Raw genomic sequence first — 25,295 nt, 5'->3', positions numbered from 1 at the left:
CGACCAGCGCGTCGAGCTCGGCCTGCACCTCGGACAACGGCCGGGCCGGCAAGGGCCTCGCACCGACGAGATCGCCGACCAGGTCGTCGACGCGCTCCGAACCGTGCAGCTTGAGCTGATCGGTCAGATGGCCGATGGTTTCGCGCAGGTCGTCGAGCGGATTGCGGCTGGCAGCCATGCATCCACTGTAGTACTCGATTCCCGACCGGGGTGGGGTTGGCCTCACCACTATCAACTCCCTTTTGGTCGTAGTATTCACGCGGTACAGGCAGTCTCCGTTGGATAATGCGGGCACTGGCCGTGCTTTCGGTGCTGACTACGGCACCAAGGATGAGGCAGAAGCTGCAGGTCGGGACGCTGCCCAGGCCGGCAAGGTGGAGCACGTCATCAAGAACCAGGACGGAAAGATCGGCTCCAAGAACAGCTACGGCAATGATCCCCGGAATGTCCCGGGCTGATCCGGCAGTTCACGCCATCGCGCAGCGATGTCGGTGAAACAAGAAGGGCCGGCTAGCCATCACCGAGGGTAAATGCGCCGTGGTGGCTTGTAGTTAGGCGCCGGCATGGCGAAGGCCAGGCAGGGGCGGAAACCGGTTTGGACGGTCAGAACTCGAGTCCGATATCAAAGTTAGTCAATAGGTGTGGTGGAACGTTTTTGACTGTCCGGTTGAGGCATAACCCAAACGGACAGTCAAAGCAGCGGCCGGCAGTCATGTCAGGCTAGGGTCGCCTATCTGGTTTCTTGGCACCCCAGGGGCATGGGTTTTATGGTTCAACCTGACACTTTTCGTCAGGAAGGCATTTGAGGTGTACTACTGATGTGAGACACAGTTTGAAAGGATTGTGCTCATGTCAGCTCGACCAACGTATTCCGATGAATTTAAGGCCGATGCCGTGGATCTTGTGATTTCTTCCGGCCGGTCACCGATGTCCGTCGCCCCCGAAGTCGGCGTCTCTGTCACGGCGCTGAAGCGGTGGGTGCAGCTGCACCATGACGCTGCGGCCGGGGCGGGCGGCAGGCCCGATGACCCGGTGGATGCCGCGAATACAAGGCTTTGGAAGCCCGGCCGCGTGAAGTCGAAAGGGAGAACGATTTCCTAAAAAAGTTTCCGCGTTCTTCGCCAAAGAACAACGGTAGAGGATCTCTACCGTCCTGTTCAGGTGAAGGACGCGCAGTTTCCCATCCAGTGGATGTGCAGCCGGCTGGGCATTTCCAGGGCCTCGTATTACCGGTGGCTCGACGCGGAGGAATCCCCGATGGCCCTCCGGCATCTGGAGCTGACAGAACAGGTGAAGACGATGTTCGATTCCTCGGACGGGATCTTCGGACACCGGATGGTCCACACGAAGCTGACCGCCGGCGGCATCCAGGTCTCCGTGGGCACCGTCGCTGCCATCATGGCGGAGAACGGGTGGGCCGCGAAGCGGATGCGCGCATTCAAACGCACCACGATCCCTTCGGATCCGGACAGGGTCTTCGCCGATCTCTTCGGCCGCGACTTCACCGCCGCGGCTCCGGGAACACGTCTGGTCGGCGACATCACCTATCTGCGCACCGATGAGGGCTGGCTCTATCTGGCCACCGTCATCGACCTGTGCACCCGCATGATCGTCGGTTGGGCGATGGCGGACCATATGCGCGCCTCCCTGACCACCGGGGCCCTGAAGATGGCCGGGGAAACCGGGTCCGCCAGTCCATGGGAGAGACGGGCGTGTGCTGGGACAATGCCGTGGCGGAATCGGCGTTCTCGTCGCTGAAGAACGAGTTCTACCATCACCACAGCTTCACCACGAGGCAGTCAGCCCGGCGTGGCGTCATGCACTACATCGAGGTGTTCTACAACCGTTGGCGCCCTCACACGAACAACGACGGGCTGCGCGCGCCGACCATCGCGGAGGTGATCCTCAGGCTTAGGAGGGCATCCATCAGTGCTTCCTGTTCAACTCTGCCAAGGGCATCGAAGATTCTTGCCTGGTTCAGAAGTCACCTTGTCGAATGTTCCTCAGGGAGCCGGTGAGGTGCTGGTGTGAGCTGGCTTGATTTTCGATGATCGAGGGGAGCGGGCTGTTGTGCTGTTCTGCGGACGGCGAGGATGGTTACGTCATCGGGGTTGTTCGTTCCTGCGGCCCGCCTTTGCACGGCGTCGACGATGTCTGATGCCGAGGTGGCTGCGGTGGCGAGCAGGGCGATCTCGTCGATGGCGGTGAGGGTGCCGTCGTACAGGTCCAGTACTCCGTCGCTGAAGCTGACGATCATGTCTCCGGGGTTGAGGTGAATCTCGAACGAGTGCCACGTTGTGCCCGGGAGCAGCCCCACGGGCAGTTCCCGGGAGGCGAGCCCCTCCCAGGTCCTGTCCGCACGGATAAGCAGCGTCAGGCCATGGCCTGCGTCTGAGAACAGGACCCGCCCGTCCGCGGCACGGAGTCTTGCGTGGAAGAGGGTGGCGAAGGACGCTGCCTGGCTTAGCTCAGTGGTGAGGCAATCTGAGGTCAGGCTCAGGGCTGTGGCGGGATCCTCGCTGTTTTTGGCGCTGCGGATAACGGCCCGTGTGGTGGCAGCGATCATTCCCGCCCCGGCGCCTTTACCCATCACATCCCCCAGAGTGAACCCGAGGCCGCCGTCGATTTCGTACCAGTCGTAGAAGTCACCGCCGACAGCCTTTGACGGTATACAGGCGCCGGCGGTTTCATACCCGGGTAGCGGGGCGGCTTCTTTGGGCAGGAGGTAGCGTTGGATCTGGGCCGCGCGGCTAAGTTCCTCCGAGGCGGCCGTTGCCTGTGCGCGGGCGGACCTCAGGCGCCGGCGGGCTCTGGAGGCGAGTTCATTGACGATCCCTGCGGCCAGGAAATAAACGAACATGCTGTACAGGCCGCGGAGCAGTTCGTTGGGGTTCTCGTCCGTGCCGGCGCCCAGGGCGAACGGGACCAGGATCGCCACGGCGGCGCCGAGGACCGCGTAAAGAACGTACCGGCGCCCTTCCATTGCTGAGAACCACAGAACGGGCAGGAGCACAAGGGATGCGTAGATGGAATGGCTTTCACCGGTCCCGTGCCGAAGCAGGCCGGCGGCGAGGAAATCCGCGGCAGGAACAATGATTGCGAAGCGCGACAGGACCGGACGGGAAAGGATGGCCCCCAGAAGAGTCGCTGCCGCTATCAGCAGGACGCCCGTGGCCAGTGCCGGCCAGCTGCTGACAGTCAGCGTCGAAATGGAACTGCTCATGACCGCCGCCGCAAAGAAGAGCGCAGCTATCGGGATCTGCTTGACCAGCGGAGAAATTTCATCAGGTCCCGGCAGGCGTCGAACGCGCGTAATGCGGTCGAAGCGCTCTTCGGGGGCGGAGTCCAGTCGCAGGGCGGCGAGGGATCGAAGACGTTTATGCTCCGGGACCGCCCGCATCATTGCAGGATCGTTGTTCATTTCCTAGTTTCCCCCATGCTCCCCGCCGGCGGCCGGATGCCGGCCGAGTAGCAGGCGAAGCTGTTTGACAAATGTATCACTGGCTTTGACCAATGTGACAGGCGATGGCGCTGCTGTACTGATTCGGTGTCAGTCGTGTGTGCGGCTTCTACGCAGTGTCCAATGGTTTGCGCCGTTGGTCCGTTCATAGCTGAGGACGTCCACGGCGGCCTTGGCCAGGGCGAGGCCGCGTCCGCTTTCGGCGAGGGCGTCCGGCATGGCGGCAGTGTCGAGGTTAACGGCAGCGGTGAGACCGTCGTCTTTGAAGCGTGCGTCCAGCCTGTCCGGGTAGACCTCGAGGGTGAGGTTGCAGTTGACGGGACCCTCGGCGGTGCCGTGTTGGACGATGTTGGCGGCGATTTCGATGACGGCAGTTTCAAACATCGCCCGGTCCGTCGCCGACACGTCGGGTGAGCCTGCCCACATGTCTTCCAGGAGGCAGTGGACCTTGCCCAGGCAGTCGGGGTCTGCGCAGGCGTGCAGTTCGTGGACCTGCAGGCGGTCGCCGGTACTCACTGGAAGCACTCTTCGACGCTGGTGTGGGGGTGGAGGACCTGGTCCAGGTTGGTCAGTTGCAGCACGGTCAGGACCTGTGCCTGTGCGCGGGCGATGCGAAGGTCGCCGCCGGCAGCGCGCGCAGTCTTCAGCCCGGCTATCAGGGCTCCGAGTCCGGAGGAGTCCATGAAGTCGGTGTCCGCGAGGTCCACGACAACGTGGGAACGGCCGTCCTGACGGACGATGTGGGCCACCAGGTCCCGGAGCTTGGGGGCGGCGACCATGTTCAGGCGGCCGCGGGTGCGGATCACGGCGCCGTCGCCGTCGGACAGTTCGACGTCAAAGTCCATCATTTACCTCTTTCGTTGGGGTGTATCCGCGATATAGGGCGGCGCGGATGATCACGCTGAGGATCAGCAGGTCAAAGATGACCCACGCCACGTTGACGAGCGTACCGGCGGGCGCGCCGAGTCCGGTGAACATCCGGACGAGTCCGGTTATGGCTGCCACGATCAGGGCTGCGATCGCGATCAACTGCGGCCGGATCAAGGACCAAGGCGGCCCTCCGTCCTGGCGGGTTTTCGGAGTGACAGCGAACCCGAGATCGCGGCCGAAGAGGACGTTGCCGGCCGCCGTCGTGCAGGCTTTGATCCAGATCGGAAAGAGGGCCAGACTGTACTGTTGCCCGCGCCAGGTCTTCCTGCCCCGGGCCGCGACGAAGAACAGGACCTGGTTCACCACAAGAAACGGGATCAGCCTGGCGAAGAAGTCGGCGCTGAACGCATCCACCGGCATGACTCCGAAGCACAGGAAAATGATGGGAGCCGCGATGTACACAACGGCGGCAAACCCGGAGAGGTAGCTCCACATCGTGGAGAAGTACATCAGGCGCTGGCCCCAAGCGAGCCCGCGCTGGAGCAGGGGGTTCTCACGGAGGAACACCTGCATGGTGCCCTGGGCCCAGCGCAGCCGCTGGGTCAGCATGGTGCGCAGGTCCTCCGGTGCCAGGCCTTTGGCCAGGATCTCGTGGTGGTAGACACTTTCCCAGCCATGGGCGTGCAGCCGCATGCAGGTGGCCATGTCCTCGGTGACGGAGTTCGTGGCCATCGGCATGATGGGGAGGGCCTCGTCGGCCCGGTCGACGTCCAGGGCCTGGACCATCCTGCGCACCGTGCTGATGGCACCTATGGGTGACCAGTCACGGCGGGCAAGCCGGTCAATGGCGTCGTCGTCGATGAAGCCGCCGGAGGGACCCCGGCCCGACAGCCGTTCGATCTCGTCCAGGTCCGCCTGGAGTGATGCGATATCGGCCGTGACGACGCTGCGTGCTGCGGCGTCGATCTTCCGCTGGAAGTCATAGGTGACGTTCGCGACGGGCCTGTCACCGGCAAGTTCCCGTCGTGCGCTTCGGACGGCCAGTTCGACGTCCTCCAATGCCTTTGCCACGTGCTGTCCGGTGGCGGAGTGTTCGGTGCGCGCCTTGGCGACGACCTTGTCGGCGGCCTTCAGGGTCTGCTCCACGGTGGCTCTGACACCTTTGACGTAGCCGGTGATTCCGATCTGCATGAGGGCGTCGCGCCTGACGATGGCGTTGGAGCCGCAGAAGAACGCCGCGTTCCAGCCGTCTTTGCCTTGTTGGATGGGCCCGTAGAACAGGGGTGCTTGGCTTCCGAGCATGTCATCGTCGGTGACGTTGGAGAACCACTGCGGGGTCTGGACCAGGGCGACCTTTTCGTTGGTGAAATGGCCCAGCATGCGGTCCAGGATTTCCGGCTCCGGGATCTGGTCCGCATCCAGGATCAGTAAGAACTCCCCTTCGGTGGCGGCCAGGGCGTTGTTCAGGTTCCCGGCTTTGGCGTGCCGGGGGAGGTTTTCCCAGTCGGGGGAGCGGGTGATGTAGCCGATGCCGGCCTCCTCGGCTGCCCGCTTCATGGCCGGACGCGCCCCGTCGTCCAAGACCCAGGTCTGGTGCGGGTAGCGGATGCGGCGGGCGGCGAGGGCAGTGGTCATGACTAGGTCGATGGGTTCGTTGTAGGTGGTGAGGAAGACATCCACGGTAAGCCCCTCGGCCGGGGTCGGAGCCTCGCCGCGTTCACGTAGCCGCCACATCGTGACTCCGAAGAGGAAGGCATCGATCAGGCTGTAGGTTTCGACCATGACCAGGGGCAGGCTGATCCAGGCCGCGGCCCAGTTCACCGAGAACAGCCACCGCCACACCAGGTAGTTCACGCCCAAAATGATGGTCACGGTAATGAGGATCCGGACAACGAGCTGGTGGCTCATGGTCGGGGCCGCACGGGGAAAGCATTGACCAGAAGGGTTTCCGGATGCGGGTGCCCGGAGCCAGGGGGCTGCGGCGGCGTGACGCAAGCGCCCGCTCCCTCCTGCGTGCTGGTCATTGGTCTTCCCTCAAGTTCGAATCAATCCGTCAGGTGTCTGTCAGCGATGGGAGGGCCGTGTGGCACGGCCCTCCCATCGGTGTCAGGAGTTCCTGGCTGCCAGGGCCGTGGCGAGGGCGTTGGCCGAGGCGCTGGAGCTGTTGATCCGCCAGTCGACTTCCTTGTTGTGGTGGAACCAGACAAAGCCGGTGACGTCGGACTGTGCCGCGAGGTAGGAGACCAGGGCAGTGTTCCAGGCGGCCTTGGATCCTCCGGCTTCGGCGGAGGCGGTCTCGGAGATGATGATCTTCTTGCCGGGGGCGAGGCTGCGAAGCGCGGTCAGGCCGTCACCGAACAGGGCCGAGGGCGAGGTCCAAGAGCTCCACGAGACTGCGGTTCCCCAGTTATAGCCGTCCAGGGACGCGATGTCGACGTAGCCGGCGCCGGGGTAGAGCCCGGAGAGTGGCGTGGAGCCCCAGTAGGGAACGTTCGGGCTCCAGACCCACTGCACGTTCGTCGCGCCGGTCGCGGCCACCGCGTCGTGGACGTGGCGCCAGGCGGCGACGTAGTCTCCGGCGCCGTTTCCGTTGGCTGCTTCGGCCCAGGGGTACCAGTTGCCGTTCATTTCGTGGGCGAAGCGCAGCATGACGGGCTTGCCCCAGTCCTTCAGGGCGGTTCCCCACTGCTGGATGTAGGTGTCGAAGTCTCCGGCGGTGACGCGGTCCAGGGCGTAGGCGGGCTGGTTGGCGCCGTTTCCGCTCCAGAGCCACGGCTCCCAGGTGATCAGGCTCGTCGCGCCGCGGGCGTCGACGGCGTTCAGGTCCGCGATGGGCGCGGCCTGGCTGAAGTCCTTGTAGGACATGACGATGGACGGGTTCTCATTGACCAGTGTGGCGACGGCGTCCAGTTCGCTGGTGGCCAGCGGGCCGCCCGGCGTCGACACTCCGAACCGCAGCGGGTCCGAACTCATCGGCGGCGTGGTTGTTGTTGTCGTTTGGGTTCGGGCGGCCATTGTCATCGGGGCCGTGACGTCCGCCGCCGCGCTTTCCGAGCCGGCGCGCAGCGAGGCGGGGTTGTAGGTGACGGTGTAGGGGGCCGACGCCGTGGCCTTGCGCGCCTTGGCCGTCACCGTCACCGTGGCTGAAGTTGTCTGCGGGATGGTCGCCGCCGCAGTGAAGGAGCCGTTGGCATTGGTGGTGAACTCGACGCTGGTCGAACCGGCCGTGAGCGTCCCGGAGGATTGACGACCGAAGCCAGCCCCATTGACTGTCACGGAGGCCCCCGTCGGCCCGGCAGAGGCACCAAGGGTGATTTCTGCGCGGCCCGCGGCCTCCGCGGGTACTGCCATGCCAAAAAACACGGCCAGCGACAGGACGAGGCCTGTCACAATTGATCGAGAAAAACGGTTTCTACCCACAAACACTCCCAGCATTTCGTGAAATCACCGTGCCCTACCGTAGGGCAGGTTTAGGCCGCGCGTGTCGGTCATTATTGGGGTGCCGGGCAAAATTGACGCTCAGCGAGACCCTGTTGCTTTCCCCCCGCCCACGCGCTCTCAGGGTACGTGGGAAAAGGATTCCCAGATAATTCTGCATGGAGGAACGGCCAACAAATTGCGTCCTGACCTCATCCTTGGCAAACCGTGCGCATATCCTGCGATTATGTACGGGAATTCTGCGATTTGGGGATCTCCAAAGTGCTACATTATCTGCACGCTTGGGGGTCCGGGGTGCAGCGACCTCCGGCAGGCGCATCTACGCCCCGGCAGGGAACGGCTGGACGGGGAGCATGGCTGTGGTCAATCCAGAAGATTGCGCAACAGGCCGCGGAGTTCGTGAAGGCGGAAAGGCTTGCGAAGGTACCCTTGACCCCTGGCCCACGATGCCTTTGGAAGTTCCTGGCCGAGAAAACGATGACACGACCAACCGGGGTGTCCTGCCTCGCGCAGACGCGGCAGGACGTCCTGCCCGTCCGCGCCGATGCACAGTCCCGCTTACCGTTCCTCGAACGGCATTGCCAACCGCCACTAAAGCTGCGATTTAACCGCCATACTGGGCTAACAGTCACAGAAATACGGCGATCGAGATCCGAAAATTTTGAGTGGCGCTTGCGCCGTTGGACGACCGCCTAATGAGACACGGCCCGAGGATCCCTTTCGATTCTCAGAACCCGAGTCTCGGACCTTGATCGGCTGGGCGATTTCGAGAATTGTTATCGAGAAGCTTCTCCCAAGGGCTGGCACGCCTTAGGCTCTGGATTCAGATTGTCTAGGAATTCTTCGTTTTCAAGACAACCGAGAGCCGCTCTGACAAGTATTGACCGGTCGGATCGCAGTCTCGATCATCCTCATTTTTGTGTCCGGCTGGATAAGCAGTGAATAACCGCGCCGGCACGGCACAGCGACCGACAGGCTCCAGGGCCGTACGCGTTCGACCGTACTCGCTCCGCGGCCGGTCCGCCGCCGGCCGGTTGGCCGGGTCTAGGCGGTTTCGAGTTCCTTCAGGGCTGCGAGGAGCCTGTGGTCGGCGTCTGTGGCGACTTCGGTGACGGCATGGGCGTCGCTGAGTTGGACCATGGTCTGAGGGTCGATGGTTTGGATGATGGTGGTGCCGGTGTCCGGTCCGCGCCTGATGACGACGTTGCAGGGCAGCAGCAATCCCATGTCCGGGTCCGCGGCGAGAGCTTTCTGCGCCAAGGCAGGATTGCAGACGCCCAGGATGAGGTAGTCTCCCAGGCCCTGCCCGGCGTCGGACCCGAGCTTGGCCTCGAAGGTGGCGCGGACATCGATTTCGGACAGCACGCCGAAGCCCTGACCGGAGAGGGCTTCACGGGTCCGGGTTACTGCTTCCGGGTAGGGCAGGGCGACGGTGATGGTGTGTGCGTAGCTCATGGTTGTGCTCCTTCATCGGTTTTCCCATTTATGCAAAGGGCTGCGGGGTTGCTGTGCTACCGGGCTTCGATCAGGCCCATCATGCCGCTGTCCTCGTGGTCGAGGATGTGGCAGTGGTAGACGGTTTTGCCGGCGAAGTCATCAAAAGCGATCCGGACCCGGACGCTGCTGCGGGCCGGGATGTTGACTACGTCCTGCCACATGGGAGTGTCCACGGGCTGGCCGGCGTGTTCGATGATCTGCATCGGCCACACGTGCAGGTGCACCGGGTGGTCCATCGGGCTGGTGTTCCGCAGGGTCCATTCCTCGACGGCGCCGGCGGTGACCGTGGTGTCGACCCGGGCCGGGTCGAACGGCCTGCCGTTGATGGTGAAGCTCATCATCTCCGACCCCGTACCACCGCCCATACCCATGCCCGGGCCGCCACTGTTCATGCCCATGGCGAAGACCAGTTCCCGGTGCGCGGTCACCGCCACGTCCCGGAGGTCCCGCGGTGCCGGTTGGGCCGGGACCGGTCCCGGCGCGGCGGCCGGTGCGCCGTTGACGGTAAGGGTGGCCAGAGCGGTCCCGTCCGGGCCGGGCGGGGATTGCCCGCCGCCGTTGTTGCCCCCCATCATGGATCCCATACTGCCCCTGTCCACGGGCAGGGTGCGCAGTGCGGCCGCACCCTCCGCGGCGGTGACCAGCAGGTCCGCCCGGTTGCCGGGGGCCAGCAGCACCTCCTCGACGTCCCGGGGTTCCTGGTAGCGGCCCGAATCCAGACCCAGCAATTGCAGGGACTGGCCGTCCAGGCGCAGTTTCAGGTACCGGGCAGTGCAGGCATTGATGATCCTCCACCGTTCACGATCGCCGGGCCGGGCGGCCAGTGCCGGGTTCAGCTGCCCGTTGACCAGCACGAGGTTCCCTTCCCGGCCCATCATTTTCTCCATCGCCGAGACGGCGGCGATGGAACCGCCGCCGTCCAGGGAAATGTCGGAGATGATCAGGACCCGTTCCCGGCTGACCGGCACGGGCTGGGGGTCCTGGACGATGATCGCCCCGTACAGGCCGCCGAAGATCTGATCGGCCACGCTGCCGTGGCGATGCGGGTGGTACCAGAACACGCCCTGCGGATGGTCCGCCGGCAGACGGTACTCATAATCAAAGGACGTTCCCGGTTCAACCGAGACCAGCGGATTGTCGCTGTTGCCCTCCGGGGAGACATGCAGGCCATGGACGTGCAGGTTGGTCGGATCCCCCAGCCGGTTCTCCAGCGTCACATTCACCCGGTCCCCGGCCTTCAGGAACAGGGTGGGTCCGGGCAGCGACCCGTTATAGGACAGCACCTTGGCATCTCTGCCCGCCACCCGCATCCGGCCCGGGGCCGCGGACAATTTCACCTGGAGGTGACCATCGGCACTGCACAGGGCCTGCGGCTCACTGAGCTCCTGGCCGCCGGCAGCCTGAAACCCGGCGCCCGTTCCCTGGCCCCACAGCAGCCCGGCCGCGCCCGTCACGGTGGCCACCGCCCCTGCACCGCCCAGGAACAGGGCAGTGCGACGGCTCAGAGGCTGCATCAGGTATCGTCCCCGAGGACCTTGAGCCGGTCACGGTATTCCTCCGTGCTCAATTCTCCCCTGGCGTACCGTTCATCCAGGATCCGCCTGGCGGCACCGGCGCCCGGAGCGGGCCCGTCCGTGCCGGGGCCCTGCCCGCGGCCGGTTCCGCCACGGTTCATACCGCCGGAGAAAAACCGTACGGCAAGGACCGCCAGCAGCACGATACCGAGAATCAGGAGCGCCCAGAACAGCCACGTCCAGCCCATCATCGAACCATATCCGCCCATCATTTTCCTTCTCCGTTCCTAAGCATCGGCCGCCGTCCCGCCGTCCCGCCGGCCCGCCCCGGGAGCCGCGCTAGTTCGTGGCGGGGCCGGTGCAACGATTGCGGGCAATGACCCCGGCCGTATCGGGACCTTAAGGGGACGGCCGCAACCGGCACGGGCCACACCGGCTCCCGCCATGGGTTGGTTTTTCGGGTGGTTGCGGCTCAGGCGAGGGATAGGAAGAGTTTTTCGAGGTCTTTCTTGTCCATGCTGGCATCTTTGCGGGTGATGCACTGCTCCAGGCCGGTGGCGATGATGGCGAATCCTGCCCGGTCCAAAGCCTTCGAGACCGCTGCGAGCTGGGTGACGATGTCCTTGCAGTCCCGCCCCTCCTCCAACATGCGGGTGACGGCAGCGAGCTGCCCCTGGGCGCGCTTGAGACGGTTGATAACCGGGGTGAGTTCTGTCGAATCAAGTTCCATGGCGGACTCCAGATGTGGTGGGTACTTTGCTAATTGTATACCCCGGAGGGTATAACGGCTAGCAGTGGGCCGCCCGCATCCAGCCGGACACGGACCGCTTGCAGGGGTATTATCTCTGTGGTTAGAGGAACGGAGGGTCCACTCCCGGAAATTCCCCCACCGCCCGGGGTTTGAGGACTAATGCTCGGAAAAGTCACGCTTAGACCGGTGTCGGGAAAGGATCGTCTTCCGACACCCGACCGCGAGGAATGAAACGCCGTAGAATCCCACGTCGATAAGCCGTGTTGGGAAACAACGACGGAAAACCCTGGTCACGGCAGAATCGACGTGCTCAAGAACAAAATTCCCGCCAAATCAGGGAAGACACATCACTAACGTGACTTTCCCGAGCATTGGTCCTCAACCCCCGACCCCCGTGTCGCTGGAGCCGGGGACAAACTCTTCGGGGGCGCACTTGACATTCGCGCCGGCTTTACAGTCGTCCCAGATCCCTTGGGAGCTTCCCGAAATGGTTGCGAGGTAGTTGGGGAGGCTCGGGTGGGTGACGCCGTGGTAGTTCGCCGCTGTGTTGTAGCGCTGGGCGAGGGAATTGATGTAGGGCGCGTCGGCCGTGTTGCCGATGACCTGGTCGTAGCCGTGGTTCTCCATCATGATGACGAAAACATGGTCAGGACCGTTCGCCCCTTGCCCGCTGGCCTGGGCGACAGAGCCCGGCGTCGTTTGCGCGTCCGCGGGTGCAGCCGCACCGACGGCTGCGAATCCAGTGAGCGCAATGGTGGCAGCAAGTGCCGCTGCGCCTGCCGCCCGGTTTTTCAGCATGTTGAGCATTGAATAATCTTTTCGGGTTGCGCCCCGACGGAGCGGCCATATCCGTGGTACAGCAGCCGGGTGAAGCTCAGGTGGCGACAAAGTGAACGACAACCCCCAGGTCTCGCGCCCAAGGTCAGCCACCCGGTTGTCTGGCGGCGGTGATCTCATCGAGCCGCCGCCCGAGGATGCGGCGAGCGAGGGCCTCGGGCACGGGGGGACCAACAGTCCGGGGTGTTTTGACGCCCAGCCGGATGGGGCCGGCTGGGCGCAACAGCTGCAGCCGGTCGGGGGGAACTCGCCCCCGACCGGTACCCTTCATCGGCCCAGCTGGGGGTCGCTCGTGAGCGGCCGGCCGTTCTCGAGCCGGCCGGCCAGGACGCGGACGAGCTTGGGGTCGCCGGCGGACGTGATGGTCAGGTCGTACCAGCCGCCCTGGGTGGGGATGACGACCGTCTTGCCCTGGCCCGGGTTGAGCGAGAGCGTCTGGGAGCCAGCGCCGTAGGCGTCCTTGAGCGTGAGGGCTACGCCCGCGGAGCCGGTGTTCTCGATCCGGAACTGCGCGTGCTGCGACTTACCGTCAGCGGTGACTGTGACGCGGACGTCCGCGGCCGCCGTCGTGCCCGCGAGCCGCCGGTACCAGCCTGCCGGACCGTGCATGTGCACGTCGTACTCTGCGCCGGGCGCCCAGGACGCGTCGAGCGAGGCCGCTGCCCCGATTGTGTATGAGTACGGAGCCTGCGGCAGCAGGTTCGAACGGACCTGCACGTGCGCGCCCAGGGTGCCCCGGTTCGCCCAGCGGGCAGTGAGCTTGCCGCCGTCGATCTTTGTCTCGACGTCGAGGGCGTAGCCGAGCGCGCGGGACGGACGCGTGCCCTTCTCCTGCGAGGGCATCGAGTTCGTCGCCGGGGGCGTCGGAACGTAGCTCGGGTGGCGCTGGTGGTCAGCAGGCTTGTACGCCGACGTGCCCGGCATGGCCGGCACCGCGCCGCCGCTGGCGGAAAAGTCGAACGCGCTGGTGAGGTCGCCGCTGACCGCGCGGCGCCATGGCGTGATGTTCGGCGACGCCACCCCGAAGCGGGCCTCGAGGAAGCGGACGATCGAGGTGTGGTCAAAGGTCTCGGAGCAGACCCAGCCGCCCATGCTCCACGGGGAGAGGACAATCATCGGCACGCGCACCCCGAGGCCGAAGTGGCCCGGGACGTCCTTGCTGCCGTAGAAGGTCGGGGTGCCGTCGTACCACTCGCCGGCCGTCGAGACCGTGGACGCGCCCGGGACCTGCGGGGTGTTCGGGTGCGGCGGTACGACGTGGTCGAAGAAACCGTCGTTCTCGTCGTACATGAACAGCACTGCCGTCTTGCTCCACACCTCCGGGTTGGAGGTGAGGATGTCCAGGATGTTGGCCGCGTACCACGCGCCGAAGTTCGGCGGCCAGTTCGAGTGCTCGGAGTACGCCTCCGGGGCCACGATGTAGGAGACCTGGGGGAGCTTGCCGCCCGCAACGTCCTCGCGGAGGACCCGGAAGAGGTCATCGCCGGCCTTGGCGCTCGTGCCGGTGCGGGCCTTCTCATACAACGGGCTTCCGGGCTTCGCGTCCTGGTACTGCTTGAAGTACAGGAGCGAGTTATCGCCGTAGTTGCCGATGTACGCGTCGTTGGTCCAGCCCCAGTAACCGTTGGCATCGAGACCGTTGCCCATGTCCTGGTAGACCTTCCACGAGACTCCGGCCTTTTCCAGCTCCTCGGGGTAGGTGCTCCACCAGTACCCGTTCTCACCGTTCCACAGGTCAGGGCCGCCGCCCTTGCGGTCCGGGTCATCGCCGCCGGCGAACATGAAGTAGCGGTTCGGGTCAGTCGGGCCAAGGGCGGAGCAGTGGTACTAGTCGCAGACCGTAAAAGCGTCGGCGAGGGCGAAATGGAACGGAATGTCCTTGCGCCCGTAGAAGGCCATCGTCGCCTCAGACTTCGCTGGAAGCCACTGATCGTACTTCCCGTTGTTGAACGCCTCATGAGTGAGCTTCCACGAATGGTCGAGATCCTCCATGAACTGCATACCCAGGTCTGGTGCGTCCGGGTGGTACGGGAGGACGTCGCGGCTGCCGTTGTTCTGATGCCACACGTCCTTCCCGCTCGGGAGGATGGCCGGGTGCGGGTCGCTGAACCCCCGCACGCCCTTGAGCGTGCCGAAGTAGTGGTCGAACGCCCGGTTCTCCTGCATGAAGATCACGACATGCTCAACGTCCTTAATCGAGCCCGTGGCCCGATTGGCGGGGATCTCCGCGGCCCGGGCGATGCTCTGCCCAAGCATCTGCGAGATCGCGGTGCCGGCGGCGCCAGCGGCCGAGAGCTGAAGAAAACGTCGGCGGTCCAAACCTGCCATGAGCTGCTCCTAGTGCATTGTGTTACTGGTGACCCCCGACGGAGTGTGTCAGCGCCAGGTAAAGGCTCGGTATAGGCGGGGTGAACTTTGCGCGACACGCATACCCGGGAAGGGCAGCATTGCTGCAACATCCGGCACCACTCAGGGTTCTGCGTCGTGGGTGTGCTTGCTCTGAGCGGTCAGCGGTCAGCGGTCCGCCGTCTGCTCCCAGGCGCTCCTGGGCGGCACGGCGCGGGAGCGGGGCTGCTATTTCGTCAGGGACGCGGAGGGAAATTTCTTCCACGCGCGGTGGAACCGGGCCTCCGCGTCCAGGGCAGCGGATTGTTCCAGTGCGTGCAGCCGGCCGTAGCTGAACCCGTTTTCGCCCTGCAGGAAGGACTCGGCGCCGAGCCGGCGGAGCAGCTCGCGGGTGACGACGCTGTCTTGGTGGTCGCCGAGGATTTTCTGCACGCCGTGGGCCGCGTCGGCCAGGCGGGCGGCCTTGTGGGGGTTGATCGGGGCTGCCGCTTCGGCGGCGTAGCGCAGGCGTTTGCCGTCTTTGCGTGCCTCGTGAAGGGCCGGATGGTCGCCGCTTCCGGCCGGATGGTGCTTAGCGTCGCGGACCGCCGAGCGCAGCCGCTTGATGTCCCGCTTGATCAGTTGGGGGACCACCTTGTGCGCGGGCCTTAATGCCAGCTGCGCCAGGGGCGGGGCGGCCAGCATGGACTCGAGTGTATCGAGCAACCGGAAGTAGCGCTGGTCGTCCAGCGCTGCCAGCACCTTGGCGTGCGCCTGCTGATAGTCGGCTCCGAGTTCAATATCAATCCTGCGGGTGACGGGGCCCATGATGAGTTCCACGGGTTCCCGGGAGATCATGTCCTTGAGCTGGTCATGCATGACTTCCGCGTCCCGGGCTTCGCCGAGAACGCCGGCCAGCCACTTCAGTTCGTCCCGCAGGGAGCGCACCGAGTCTGCGTCATCGAGCAGCTTCCGGTAGGTCGCCAGTGCCGAGCGCATGCGCCTGGTGGCAACCCGCATCCTGTGCACCGCATCCTGGGCGTCCAGCCGCACGCCGGGGTCTTCATCCTTGAGCGCTTGGACCTGCTCTCTGAGGTAGGCGAGCAGGACATCGGCTGCGGCAGCAGCCTTAGGATGGGGCGGCGGCGCTTCTGTGAGGGGATGCAGGAGGCCGCCGAGGGCGCGTACCAGCTTGGAACGGTGGCCGGCCGGCCGGCTGGATGCCGGCAGCTGCCAGCATGTTCTGCCCTGCCTCCAGCAGGTCCCGGGATCCGTCGACGAGTTCCATTTCCCACTCCCGCCAGTACTGCGTTTTCTGTTTCGGGGTGAGGGTTTGTGCCTGTACGTGGTCGTCGCTGAAGTCAGCCAGAACGACGTCGTTCTGGCCGCGGAGGCGGCACACGACACGCCGGGTTGTCAGGCGGGCAATCGGTACCAGGGTGCTTTCTCTGGTATGCACCCGGACCAGCCTCAGGAGCGGTTCGGGGACGCCATCCGTTTCTTGACCGAGCGGCTCGTGGAATTCGTGCCGTTCGTCCGTGGCCGAGGGAAGCTTGAGATGCCATCCTGCATCGTCGCCACCGGTTCGCCGCCGCAACGTGATGTGCCGGGATGCCAAGCGCAGGTCCGCGGTGTCAAAGTACATCGCCTCGAGCTGGTGCTCAACGGCCGGCTCGACACGGCCAACACCGGGCAGGTCATCTAGCGGCGGAAGGGGGGCCGCGTCCTCGACGTCGTACTTCCGTTCGATTTCAACGACGTGTGTGGGGTTCATGGCTTATTTTAGGTCCCCGGCTGCAGGTGTGCCAGTACAAGAGCGCCCGGATTCATCGCCGGAAACGCCGGTGTGGGAATGCCGCTACCGCAGGGCCCGGTCATCCGGGCGGGTGGGATCCGAACCGGCGCGGGACATCGGCACGGAACGGGCGGGAGTCGTTTAGGGCGCGGACAGAAACGCCACCCGGCGGCTGGCCGGGTGGCGTTTCTCGGAGTGCAGTTGTGCTGCCGGTTACAGACCGGCGTGTTGCGGGTGTTTACTTCCCGGAGTTGTTGCGGTCGTTGGTGCCGGTGTTGCCGTCCTGTTGCCTCCGTTGCTGCGGTTCTCGGTGTTGGTGATGGAGGCGATGGCGCCGGTCTGTTCGTTGAGCAGGACCTTGTCGTTGCGCTGCTTGTCGAAGTTGAACATGGCGTTCACCGACCCGGCGGTGGCGTCGGCGGAGGCGTTGCCGATCTGGCCGGTGTGCCAGTTGTCTTCGATGAAGCGCAGGATCGAGGCCTGGTCGGTCTGGGTGTGGTCCACGTAATTCTTCTTCGCGTAGGGGGAGATGACCACGAGCGGCTGGCGCGGGCCGGGGCCGCAGCGGTCAGCGTAGCCGCCGGCCATCGGGATTCCGCTGGCTGCGGCGTTCTGGCACCAGGCGGCGTCGTCTGCGGTGTTGGAGGAGTTTTTGACCTTGGCGGCGAGGTGGTCGTACCAGCCGTCCGAGTCGTCGTAGGCGAGCACCACGGCCGTGTTGTCCCAGTTCTTGGATTTCTGGATCTGGTTCACGGTGTTGGTGATGAAGTTCTGCTCGTCGACCGGGTCAGAGTAGGCGGCGTGGCCGTCCTGGTACATTCCCGCCTTCAGGAAGGACACGGCGGGCATGTTGTCGGTGTTGACCACTTTGTTGAACGCGGTGAGGTCGTACTGGTGGTTCGCCTGGCCGTTGTGGCCGATTTCCGCGTCGGACGCCGGTGCCAGGTGGTGCGGGTTGGCGGTGGAGGCGTAGTACTGGAACGGCTGGTGGTGCGGGGAGTAGTCAACGACGCTGGCGCCGGCGGCGTTCGTGTGGCTGGACAGGCACGACACCGGGGTGGCCCCGGTAGCGGTGGTGGTCGGCGTGAAGCCGCCCTGGAACCAGCCCCAGGACGTGCCCTTGGCGTTGAGCAGGTCGCCGATGTTCGTGCCTGTCATGCCGGCCAGGTTGCCGGTTTTGGCATGGCTGTTGTTCGAGCAGTCGTCGTGGACCGGGTCCGGGTCGTTAATGACGGTGCCGACGCCGTTCGCATCGGGCTGGCGGACGGCGCTGCTGCCGGCTGCCGGAGTGGCCACCGGCTGTCCGGTGGCGGTGTATTCCGTGGCCCCGCGGGTCTGGCCGGAGACCAGGTTCAGCGCACCCGGCGTGGAGGGGCCGAAGACGGTGCTGAAGTGGTTGTCGCTCATCGAGTAGTTCTGGGCGTAGTTCCAGATCCCGGTGACGGTGTTGCCGTCGTAGTAGTCCATGGTCAGGCCGGGGTGTCCGTACTGGTTGGTGCCGCAGGCGTCCCGGCTGGTGAACTGGACGAACTTGTCCATCGCCCCGCCGTTGTATGCCTTCTGCTCGGCCCCGTACCCGTGGTCCTGGTCGCAGGTGACGGCCTGCATCGGTGAGAGCCGGGCCGGCTGCGCCGAGTTGGGGTTGTTCGGTGCCAGCAGGCCCGCCGTGGCCAGAGTGTTGATGTCCTTGGGCGTGTTCTTCGCGGCGGTGAAGGAGGCCGCCTTGGTGCCGGTGCCCTGCTGGGTTTCACCCGGGGTGTTGGCAGCCTTGGGGTAGGTGGCGAAGTAGTGGTCGAAGGAGACGTTCTCCTGGAAGATCACCACCACGTGCTTGATCGGTGTAGCGGTGCCGTTGTGGTCTTCGCCGGCGCTGGCCGGGCCGGCGATGAAGCCGAACAGGCCGGCTGTCAGCGCCGAGGTCGCCAGGGCTGCCGCGCCCGTGGCGGCGGCGACCCGCTTCCGGGTGAATCGTTGTACTGGATGAGGCATGGGGTTATCCAATCGTTCCTGTTCAGGGGTGCCGGCAGCTGATGGCCGGCTTTCACATGCTCCACGGGGTGTCCGATGAGCCTCCCGGGCCCAGACCGGCGCTCCGCCTCCCACACGTCGAACGGTGAGTCGGAGTCCGGCTTCTCACGGGGTGATCGGATTCCCATTCACAGCCGAGAGTAGGGGCTGGTCATGTATCCGGGGTGAACGGCAGGAGACTAAAGGAAACCTGCCTAGTGCCGGCCGGGAGGGAATGCCGCCGGGGCCTGCCGTGTCGCGGGCCGACTGCGCCCGGGTTGCGTTACTTGGCGGGGGTGACGGTGGCATCGTAGGTGAGGATTTCGGTGCCGTTGCCTTCGTCGCCGTTATCCGGGGCCACCTTCATGGTGAGGTGGTTCCCGTCGGCGGTCATTTTGAACGGGTTGCGGGTGGCCACGTGGCCGGCGGTGGACCACTGCTGGAACGGGACGTCGCGGATCACGCTGTGGGATTTGAGGTCGATCATCGCCATGCCGCCGAGTTCGTAGGTGGCACCGGCGCCGCCGGCCGCCGGGGTCTGTGGGAGGTTGGTGATCCCGTCGCAGAGCATCTTGGAGTTGGGCACGTACTGGCAGTCCTGGTAGTCGATGAAGAAGTTCGGGTTCTCCCAGGTCGAGAGCTGCTTGCCCTGCAGATCCCATTCCGCGAAGCGGCGCGAGCCCCAGGTGTTGCCGACCAGGTGGCCGGTCTGTTTGTCCATCACGATGCCGCCGAAGTGGTCCTTCACCTCGAACTGCTTGTGCACGTCGAGGGTGTTCGCGTCGACACGGTAGATGATGGCGCTGCTGTTGGGCCGGTACTGGGCCACGGGGATCCAGACGTTGGTGCCGTCGAAGTCGATGCCTCCCGGGTGGTACATGGCACCCTCGCCGAGGATGATGTCCTTTTGCAGGTTTCCGGCCTTGTCCATGACGAACAAGTGGCCGATGCCCTTGCCGGGCGTGCGATCAAACCCGTTCTGCGGGGTCGGGAACTTCGTGGTCGGTTCGATGATCTGAACGGCCGAGAGGAAGATGTGGTCCTGGCTGTAGGCGATTCCCTCGGTGTGGAACGTCGGGAAGTTCAGCTTCAGCTTGGACGTCTGCTGCCAGTTCGTGTTCCGGTCAACACCGTTGAAGGCGTCGGTCAGACCCGTGTTCGTTTCACTGTGGTTGCCGGAATCGGCGTTATTGCCCTCGTGCTGGTCATTGCCTGCGGCCTGGGCGGCCGCGGTGCCGCCGATTGCGGACGCGACCAGGATGATGGCTGCGGCGGCCGTGAGGATGCCTCGGGTGCGAGTCGTGCTCATTGGGGAGCCTCTCAAAAGGTTGGGTCTCAACAAGAGTTCTCCAAGTTACTTACTGGTAATTAACCCTTGTTAGCGGGTTAGTGAACGCCAGGTTGCGACACGGCACACTTCCTCTCGACCTACGTTTGATTGGTCCCGCCGCACCCCCCAATCGGCGTCGGGGCGTTAGGATGTCCGGACACGGCGGGGAACGACATCATTCACGTTCGACGGTTACTACCTGAAGTCGGACCCCGGTGGCCATTATCGAGAGACGATTTTCACGCTAGGACTGTCCCCGACGGATCGCCTGCCGCGTTAGACCCGCCCGCGAAAGCGCCCGCTCAACCTTCCCCAAACGGGTCGCCCTGGAACCATCCTTGAGTTGGTACAGCCGACTTTGGACATTCCGTGCAGAGGACTTTGGAAACTGACAGAAAGGCTCCGTCTACGGGCATGCGGTTGCTGCGCAGAAGACACAGTCTTCCGGAGTTGCATAAGCCTCTACCTGCCGGTCAATGGGAGCCGGTACGCTCCTTGGCAGGCCTTTCGTGGGCGCCGGGAGGCTGTGCGGTCTTGGTGACGATCGCGGCCGAGATGGAGCCCAGCACAACGAGGATTCCCAGCATCTGCATGGGTGTGAAACCTTCCCCGGCGACCAGCCACCCGAAGAGCATGGCCACGACTGGGCTGAGCAGCCCGAGGAAGGCGGTTGCGCTTGCGGGAAGCCGGGCGATGCCGCGGAACCACATGACGTAGGCAAAGGCGGTGCCGACGACGGAAAGATAGGTGTAGCCGACGAGGTTCGACGATGTCAGCGTCGTTGCGGGGAGGCCCTCGAACGCGATCATCGCGACCAGGAGGGTGAGTCCTCCGGTGATGAGCTGCCAGGCGGTGGTGGTCAGTGGGGCCGCGGGCTGCCCCCACTTCTTGGAAAGCACAATCCCGGATGCCATGGAGAGGGTTCCGCCGACCGCGGCCAGGACTCCGATGGCATCCAGGCGGGCTTGCGCCTGAAGCGTTATGAGGCCCACGCCGAACACAGCTGTCACGCCGGCCGCAACGATGCGCGGGGTCAGCCGCTCGTAGAGGACCCTGCTGGCGAGGAGTGCGACAACGAGCGGCTGGATGCCGCCGACGATCGCGGCCACACCGCCCGGAAGCCGGTACGCCGCGATAAAGAGCAGCGCAAAGAACGCCCCGATGTTGAGAATCCCGAGGACCCAGGACTTCCACCACCATTCACCACGCGGCAACTGGCGGCAAACCAATAGGAGCAGCGCTCCCGCGGGGAGCGCGCGCAATGTCGCGGCCAGTAGCGGACGATCTTCAGGCAGGAACATTGTGGTCGTGAGGTACGTGGTGCCCCAAAGAGCGGGCGCCACGGCAGTGGTCAGGATGAGAAACCTACGATTGCTAAGCACTTAGCCATTCTAGCTAAGCGCTTAGCAATTGCATAGGCTTGACCTATGGCAGACAGCGTCGACCGCATCCTTGAACAGTGGCACGCCGAGAAACCCGACCTCGACGTCTCCCCGATGGCCGTCATTGGCCGGTTGAGCCGCACCGCACTTACCGTCGAATCGCGCTTGGCGGACACCTTCGCGCGGCATGGCCTGGACGCGTCATCGTTCGACGTGCTCGCCACGCTGCTGCGCAGCGGTGCCCCCTACCGGATCGCCCCGGCGGAACTGGCACGCGATGCAATGATTTCCACGAGCGCAGTGGCGCAGCGATTGAACAAGCTGGAAAGTCGCGGACTTGTCCAGCGCAAGTCAAACCCCGACGACGGCCGCGGCACACTCGTTGCGCTCAGCGATGCCGGAAAAGAACTTGTCGAGTCCGCATTGCCTGACCATCTCGAAACCGAACGTGCCATCGTCGCAACACTGAGCAGCGCAGAGAAGAAACAGCTTGCGCTGCTCCTTCGCCGGATCGCCGCCGCGGCCGGCTCCGGAGAATGACGACGCTCCTCGCGAGCCGCCCGCTAGAGGACGAGGTGGCCGGCAGGGGTTCCCCAAACGGGACCACGGAACCGCCATCTCAGGCTGCGATTTAGCCGCCAAACGAAAGTTAACACAGTGCGTCCGAGCTGACCTTCACCGCTTTCGACCCCGCGTCCGCTTCGGCTCCGGGAGTACTACTTCGACGTGGCGGCGAGGTCTTACCGAAGGCCGGCCGCCTCTCTGAAGATCGACGGCGCGATGCAGGACGAGCCCAGTAGTGACCTAGCTGGCAAAACCGGCATCCGTCCCGCCCGCGCCGTTTCGCCGACCATTTGTGGCGCCGGTCCCGCAGCACCAAGAAGGTCGCACCCGGTGCCCCGGTCCCGAGGCCGCCAGTTCCCCACGTGGCGCTGCCGTCAGTGCAGTTCGAGACGCATGAGGATGCGGGGGAACCCGTTCAGCACCGAGTCGGTGTCAGCCGCTTTCGTGAAGCCGGCCCGTTCGAAGAGCTTGCGGGTGCCGACATATGCCATGGTGAGGTCGACCTTCTTGCCCTTGTTGTCGACCGGGTATCCCTCGATCGCTGGAGCGCCATGCTCGCGCGCGAATTCGACGGCGCCTGCAAGCAGACGATGCGAGATGCCCTTGCCGCGATGCCCCGGCCGCACTCGGATGCACCAGACCGACCACACCTCGATGTCGTCCACGTGCGGAATCTTTCGGTTGCGCGCGAAGCCCGTGTCGGCTCGCGGGTGCACGGCAGCCCAGCCGACCACCTCGTCGCCTTCATAGGCGAGCACCCCGGGCGGCGGGTCCTGCCGGCACAAGCCCTGCACGAGTTCCCCGCGATCTTGCCCTCGCAGCGCCATGTTCTCTTTCGATGGAATGCGATAGCTGAGGCACCAACACACGTTCGCATCGGGGCGCTTGGGCCCCACCATCGTCTTCACGTCGTTGAACACCGTTGCTGCACGCACCTCGATCGCCATGCACTCACGCTGCCACGAGCATCCGACACTGACAATGCCCTCGGCCAGCGGGACAACCGTGGTTCTCCCGCTCAGGATGCGCGAAACCGAGGCGTCCGATGGTGCGGCGGAGGGCGTGGACCCGGCCCTTGACACGCTCAGGGACCAAGCGCACCTTATTGAACCGGCTTCGTCGCCACCCCGTCCAGCCGCAGCATGTCGCGGGCGTCACTGTGGGTGCGGCCGCTGTTCACGTGCTTCGTGCTGATCCGCTGAGCGTTCCGCAAACGAGACGGCCAAACCGCCAGTCGTAACTGTGAATTAACCGCCATTCCCAACTAACAGTCACAACTCCTGAAAATGACATTTGCCGGGCTTGACCGGGGTCAAGGAAGGTGTCTCGAAAAGCTGTTGTTTATGGGACACGTCGGAGTCGGACTCTTTGTGCGGGTTCTGCCTCGGGACGTGCTGGCTCTGGGCTGCTCCTGGTTCTAGTCGGGGGTGGCAACCCATACGGTCCGGGTGGCGCGGGGTACCAGCTCGATGTCGTCGGAGAACCGCTCCAGCAGGTCTGCCACGGCGTCGCGGTCGTCTGCGGTCAGGGCCGGCAGGTGCGAGAAGCGCGCGAACCACTGCTGGGCGTACTCCCGTGCAGCCGGGGTCACGGGTGCGATGGTCGTCACCTCGGATTGGGTGACGCCCAACCCGGCGGCCTCGATGACCGGCGTCCAGTTCGGGTGGTGGTTCCACCCCTCGGCCGCCGCAGCGGCGTGGGAGCGCTGCTCCAGCAGCGCTCCGCGCGGATGGCTTAGGAAGCGGGGCAGAGCGGCGAGCTCGACGACGACCAGGACCCCGCCCGGCGCCAGTGCCCGGCGGACCCCCGACAGGAGCCGGGCGGGGTGGGCGACGTGGTGTAGCGAGGACGATGCCCACACCAGGTCAACCGGCGCCTCGGCCACTGCATCCGCCGTGATCAAGGAGCCGGAAAGCGCAGGGAAGCCGTCGTCGAGGTCGGCCTCGACCACGGCGAAGCCCTGCTTGCGCAGCAGCGCGAGCATCTGCGGGTCGTTGTCGACGCACGCCACCGCGGCGTCGGGGTACCGCTCGCGGAGCAGCCGGCCACCTGCGCCGGTGCCGGCGCCGAGGTCAACGACGCTGCGCGCAGCTGGCACCCCGGTCAGGTCCAGGACGGCTGCGAGGTTGTCCCCGAACACCTCGGCGTCGAGGTCGAGGACGCGGTGCTGGTCCTGACTGCCAGATCGCTGGTGGGGCTGGTGGTCGTTCTCCCGCGTCCGGTTTGGCTGGTGATCCATGCTAGTCACCTTTCTACTGTGGTCGTAGGGACCATGTCGGCGGCTTTCTGCACATCATCAAGGCCATGGCGTCGGTGACCCAGCACGATCTTAGAGACGGCTGCTTCCGAGGCGGCCGAGAAGGGGCCGAAGTGCCCCTCAACGGCCCATTGGGTTTCCTCTTCGATGAGGTCGGCGTTGATCCTTGCGCCGGTCATGACACCCTCGGCCGCCGCGGTGATCACTTGAGCCATTAAGTTGGAGACATTGCCCGCCGCATACACGCCGCGGACGGCCGTCGCACCCATAGCCTCGGTCTCGATGAACCGTCCGGCCCCCGACGGGTGAACCTGAGAACTTAGCCCGAGTGATTCCAGAAGCCCGGATCTGGCCTCCATCCGTGTTCCGACAGCCAGGGCCTGTACGTCGAACGAGGAGCCCTGGCGGAGCGTGAGCCCCGTGAGGACACCATCGACAGCGTCAACAGAGGCCACGACGCCGTCAACGACCGTTACGGACCGGGCAGCGGGCTTTTCCCACTCCTCGTCGGTGGGTTCCACGGTGTCGTTGAGGAAAAGGGTGAGATCCCGGGACCACTGCCTGAACAACAGTGCCTGATGGACGGACAGCGGGCCTGTGCCCAGCACTCCAATCCGTTGCCCACGGATTTCCCAGCCATGGCAATAGGGACAGTGCACCACGCCCTTTCCGGATCCCGGGGGCATGTGCGGGTGGTTCCGCTGCGGGGATCGGCTTCTTTCCGGGAGGACCGCCCGGTCTTCGCGCCCGGGACCGGCGACACCGTGACGTTCCCGGGCCGGAAGCCGGGCACGTGGACGCGGGCAGTCAGCGGGGCGCTCCTTCCCGGTTGCTTGCCGCCCGACCGCCTGCCTGCCGTGGCGAACCCCGGATTCCCGCGGGCGGTTTGCGCGAGGCGCCGAAGCAACCGGGGAGGAACGTCACGGCAGGGGTGCGTGGGGCGTTGCCGGTGGCCGGCGCCGGGCTACTTCCCGGAAGGACCGCCCAGTGCTCGCCCCGGGGACCGGGCAGAACCGGAATACGTATCCCGCCGACCCCGGCGCGGGGCATGCCCTTGAGGCCGGCCACCCCCGCTGCCTGGACCTGAACCCCCGGCGAGCTAACGAAAATGCGTACTAGTGCGTGTCCACGGCCTCGATCTCGGACTTGTCCTCGCCCCAGAGGGTGTGGAAGGTGCCGTCGGCGTCGACGCGGCCGTAGGTGTGGGCGCCGAAGAGGTCGCGCTGGCCCTGGATCAGGGCGGCCGGGAGGCGCTTGCGGCGCAGGCC

General features: G+C 65.1%; 22 protein-coding genes and 4 pseudogenes. 5 read left to right on the top strand and 21 right to left on the bottom strand.

Annotated elements, in window-relative coordinates:
* Positions 1 to 178: pseudogene (locus ABIB26_RS22145) on the bottom strand (AAA family ATPase); the annotation flags it as partial.
* 100 nt (positions 179 to 278) lie between these two features.
* On the opposite strand from ABIB26_RS22145, the gene ABIB26_RS22140 reads away from it, so the two are divergent.
* From ABIB26_RS22140 to ABIB26_RS22125, 4 genes and pseudogenes are all read left to right on the top strand, one after another.
* The gene (locus tag ABIB26_RS22140; RefSeq protein ID WP_354248198.1) at positions 279 to 458 is read left to right on the top strand and encodes a DUF2188 domain-containing protein; all 180 of its coding nucleotides are present in this window, start codon (positions 279 to 281) and stop codon (positions 456 to 458) included.
* Positions 459 to 849: 391 nt separating this feature from the next.
* Entirely contained in the window at positions 850 to 1,101 is a 252-nt protein-coding gene (locus ABIB26_RS22135) for a transposase (protein ID WP_354248196.1), read from the top strand.
* Positions 1,102 to 1,149: 48 nt separating this feature from the next.
* Positions 1,150 to 1,758, top strand: a pseudogene (locus ABIB26_RS22130) (DDE-type integrase/transposase/recombinase); the annotation flags it as partial.
* Positions 1,698 to 2,018 carry an integrase core domain-containing protein gene (locus ABIB26_RS22125; protein ID WP_354248194.1) on the top strand — a complete coding sequence of 107 codons (321 nt, stop codon included), beginning with the start codon at positions 1,698 to 1,700 and terminating at the stop codon, positions 2,016 to 2,018. The pseudogene ABIB26_RS22130 and the gene ABIB26_RS22125, both read left to right, overlap by 61 nt.
* Here the strand turns inward: ABIB26_RS22125 and ABIB26_RS22120 are convergent.
* From ABIB26_RS22120 to ABIB26_RS22045, 16 genes and pseudogenes are all read right to left on the bottom strand, one after another.
* On the bottom strand, positions 1,985 to 3,421 hold the full coding sequence (locus ABIB26_RS22120) for a PP2C family protein-serine/threonine phosphatase (protein ID WP_354248193.1): 1,437 nt from the start codon (positions 3,419 to 3,421) through the stop codon (positions 1,985 to 1,987). The two genes, ABIB26_RS22125 and ABIB26_RS22120, sit on opposite strands and share 34 nt — an antisense overlap.
* A 129-nt stretch (positions 3,422 to 3,550) precedes the next feature.
* Positions 3,551 to 3,976: an ATP-binding protein gene (locus ABIB26_RS22115; protein WP_354248191.1), complete on the bottom strand. Its 426-nt coding sequence runs from the start codon at positions 3,974 to 3,976 to the stop codon at positions 3,551 to 3,553.
* Positions 3,973 to 4,305, bottom strand: a complete 333-nt coding sequence (locus tag ABIB26_RS22110; RefSeq protein WP_354248201.1) for an STAS domain-containing protein — start codon at positions 4,303 to 4,305, stop codon at positions 3,973 to 3,975. The genes ABIB26_RS22115 and ABIB26_RS22110 overlap by 4 nt, the downstream gene beginning before the upstream one ends.
* Positions 4,295 to 6,238, bottom strand: coding sequence for a glycosyltransferase family 2 protein (locus ABIB26_RS22105; protein WP_354248189.1), 1,944 nt, complete (start codon positions 6,236 to 6,238; stop codon positions 4,295 to 4,297). Before ABIB26_RS22105 ends, ABIB26_RS22110 begins: the two co-directional genes overlap by 11 nt.
* A gap of 198 nt (positions 6,239 to 6,436) precedes the next feature.
* Complete coding sequence (locus ABIB26_RS22100; protein ID WP_354248187.1) at positions 6,437 to 7,681, bottom strand: glycoside hydrolase family 26 protein; 1,245 nt, start codon at positions 7,679 to 7,681, stop codon at positions 6,437 to 6,439.
* Between the two features lie 1,131 nt (positions 7,682 to 8,812).
* Positions 8,813 to 9,223, bottom strand: coding sequence for a DUF302 domain-containing protein (locus tag ABIB26_RS22095; RefSeq protein ID WP_354248185.1), 411 nt, complete (start codon positions 9,221 to 9,223; stop codon positions 8,813 to 8,815).
* A 56-nt stretch (positions 9,224 to 9,279) separates the two neighbouring features.
* Positions 9,280 to 10,779, bottom strand: coding sequence for a multicopper oxidase family protein (locus ABIB26_RS22090; protein ID WP_354248182.1), 1,500 nt, complete (start codon positions 10,777 to 10,779; stop codon positions 9,280 to 9,282).
* Positions 10,779 to 11,051 carry an SHOCT domain-containing protein gene (locus tag ABIB26_RS22085; protein ID WP_354248180.1) on the bottom strand — a complete coding sequence of 91 codons (273 nt, stop codon included), beginning with the start codon at positions 11,049 to 11,051 and terminating at the stop codon, positions 10,779 to 10,781. Before ABIB26_RS22085 ends, ABIB26_RS22090 begins: the two co-directional genes overlap by 1 nt.
* 200 nt (positions 11,052 to 11,251) lie before the next feature.
* Positions 11,252 to 11,509 carry a metal-sensitive transcriptional regulator gene (locus tag ABIB26_RS22080; protein ID WP_354248179.1) on the bottom strand — a complete coding sequence of 86 codons (258 nt, stop codon included), beginning with the start codon at positions 11,507 to 11,509 and terminating at the stop codon, positions 11,252 to 11,254.
* Positions 11,510 to 11,908: 399 nt separating this feature from the next.
* Positions 11,909 to 12,337: an alkaline phosphatase family protein gene (locus ABIB26_RS22075; protein ID WP_354248177.1), complete on the bottom strand. Its 429-nt coding sequence runs from the start codon at positions 12,335 to 12,337 to the stop codon at positions 11,909 to 11,911.
* A gap of 297 nt (positions 12,338 to 12,634) precedes the next feature.
* Positions 12,635 to 14,695, bottom strand: a pseudogene (locus ABIB26_RS22070) (phosphocholine-specific phospholipase C).
* Positions 14,696 to 14,941: 246 nt separating this feature from the next.
* Positions 14,942 to 15,799, bottom strand: coding sequence for a CHAD domain-containing protein (locus ABIB26_RS22065; protein WP_354248199.1), 858 nt, complete (start codon positions 15,797 to 15,799; stop codon positions 14,942 to 14,944).
* A 22-nt stretch (positions 15,800 to 15,821) separates the two neighbouring features.
* On the bottom strand, positions 15,822 to 16,466 hold the full coding sequence (locus ABIB26_RS22060; protein ID WP_354248175.1) for a CYTH domain-containing protein: 645 nt from the start codon (positions 16,464 to 16,466) through the stop codon (positions 15,822 to 15,824).
* Between the two features lie 234 nt (positions 16,467 to 16,700).
* On the bottom strand, positions 16,701 to 18,476 hold the full coding sequence (locus ABIB26_RS22055; protein ID WP_354248174.1) for a phospholipase C: 1,776 nt from the start codon (positions 18,474 to 18,476) through the stop codon (positions 16,701 to 16,703).
* Between the two features lie 301 nt (positions 18,477 to 18,777).
* Complete coding sequence (locus ABIB26_RS22050; protein WP_354248172.1) at positions 18,778 to 19,803, bottom strand: DUF6454 family protein; 1,026 nt, start codon at positions 19,801 to 19,803, stop codon at positions 18,778 to 18,780.
* Between the two features lie 494 nt (positions 19,804 to 20,297).
* Positions 20,298 to 21,206: an EamA family transporter gene (locus tag ABIB26_RS22045; RefSeq protein WP_354248171.1), complete on the bottom strand. Its 909-nt coding sequence runs from the start codon at positions 21,204 to 21,206 to the stop codon at positions 20,298 to 20,300.
* Positions 21,207 to 21,251: 45 nt separating this feature from the next.
* Here ABIB26_RS22045 and ABIB26_RS22040 point away from each other — a divergent pair, with 45 nt between their 5' ends.
* Positions 21,252 to 21,746, top strand: a complete 495-nt coding sequence (locus tag ABIB26_RS22040) for a MarR family winged helix-turn-helix transcriptional regulator (protein ID WP_354248169.1) — start codon at positions 21,252 to 21,254, stop codon at positions 21,744 to 21,746.
* 398 nt (positions 21,747 to 22,144) lie between these two features.
* Here ABIB26_RS22040 and ABIB26_RS22035 read toward each other — a convergent pair whose 3' ends face one another.
* From ABIB26_RS22035 to ABIB26_RS22020, 4 genes and pseudogenes are all read right to left on the bottom strand, one after another.
* The gene (locus ABIB26_RS22035; RefSeq protein ID WP_354248167.1) at positions 22,145 to 22,717 is read right to left on the bottom strand and encodes a GNAT family N-acetyltransferase; all 573 of its coding nucleotides are present in this window, start codon (positions 22,715 to 22,717) and stop codon (positions 22,145 to 22,147) included.
* A gap of 470 nt (positions 22,718 to 23,187) precedes the next feature.
* A complete protein-coding gene (locus ABIB26_RS22030; protein WP_354248165.1) occupies positions 23,188 to 24,009 on the bottom strand; it encodes a class I SAM-dependent methyltransferase in 822 nt (273 codons plus the stop codon).
* Between the two features lie 5 nt (positions 24,010 to 24,014).
* Positions 24,015 to 24,713, bottom strand: coding sequence for an FAD-dependent oxidoreductase (locus tag ABIB26_RS22025; protein WP_354248163.1), 699 nt, complete (start codon positions 24,711 to 24,713; stop codon positions 24,015 to 24,017).
* Positions 24,714 to 25,142: 429 nt separating this feature from the next.
* A pseudogene (locus ABIB26_RS22020) lies at positions 25,143 to 25,295 on the bottom strand (NADP-dependent phosphogluconate dehydrogenase); the annotation flags it as partial.

The sequence above is a fragment of the Arthrobacter sp. UYEF20 genome, from assembly GCF_040546335.1.
In the GTDB taxonomy this organism is placed as follows: Bacteria; Actinomycetota; Actinomycetes; order Actinomycetales; family Micrococcaceae; genus Arthrobacter.
This window is presented reverse-complemented; position numbering and strand designations above follow the sequence as displayed.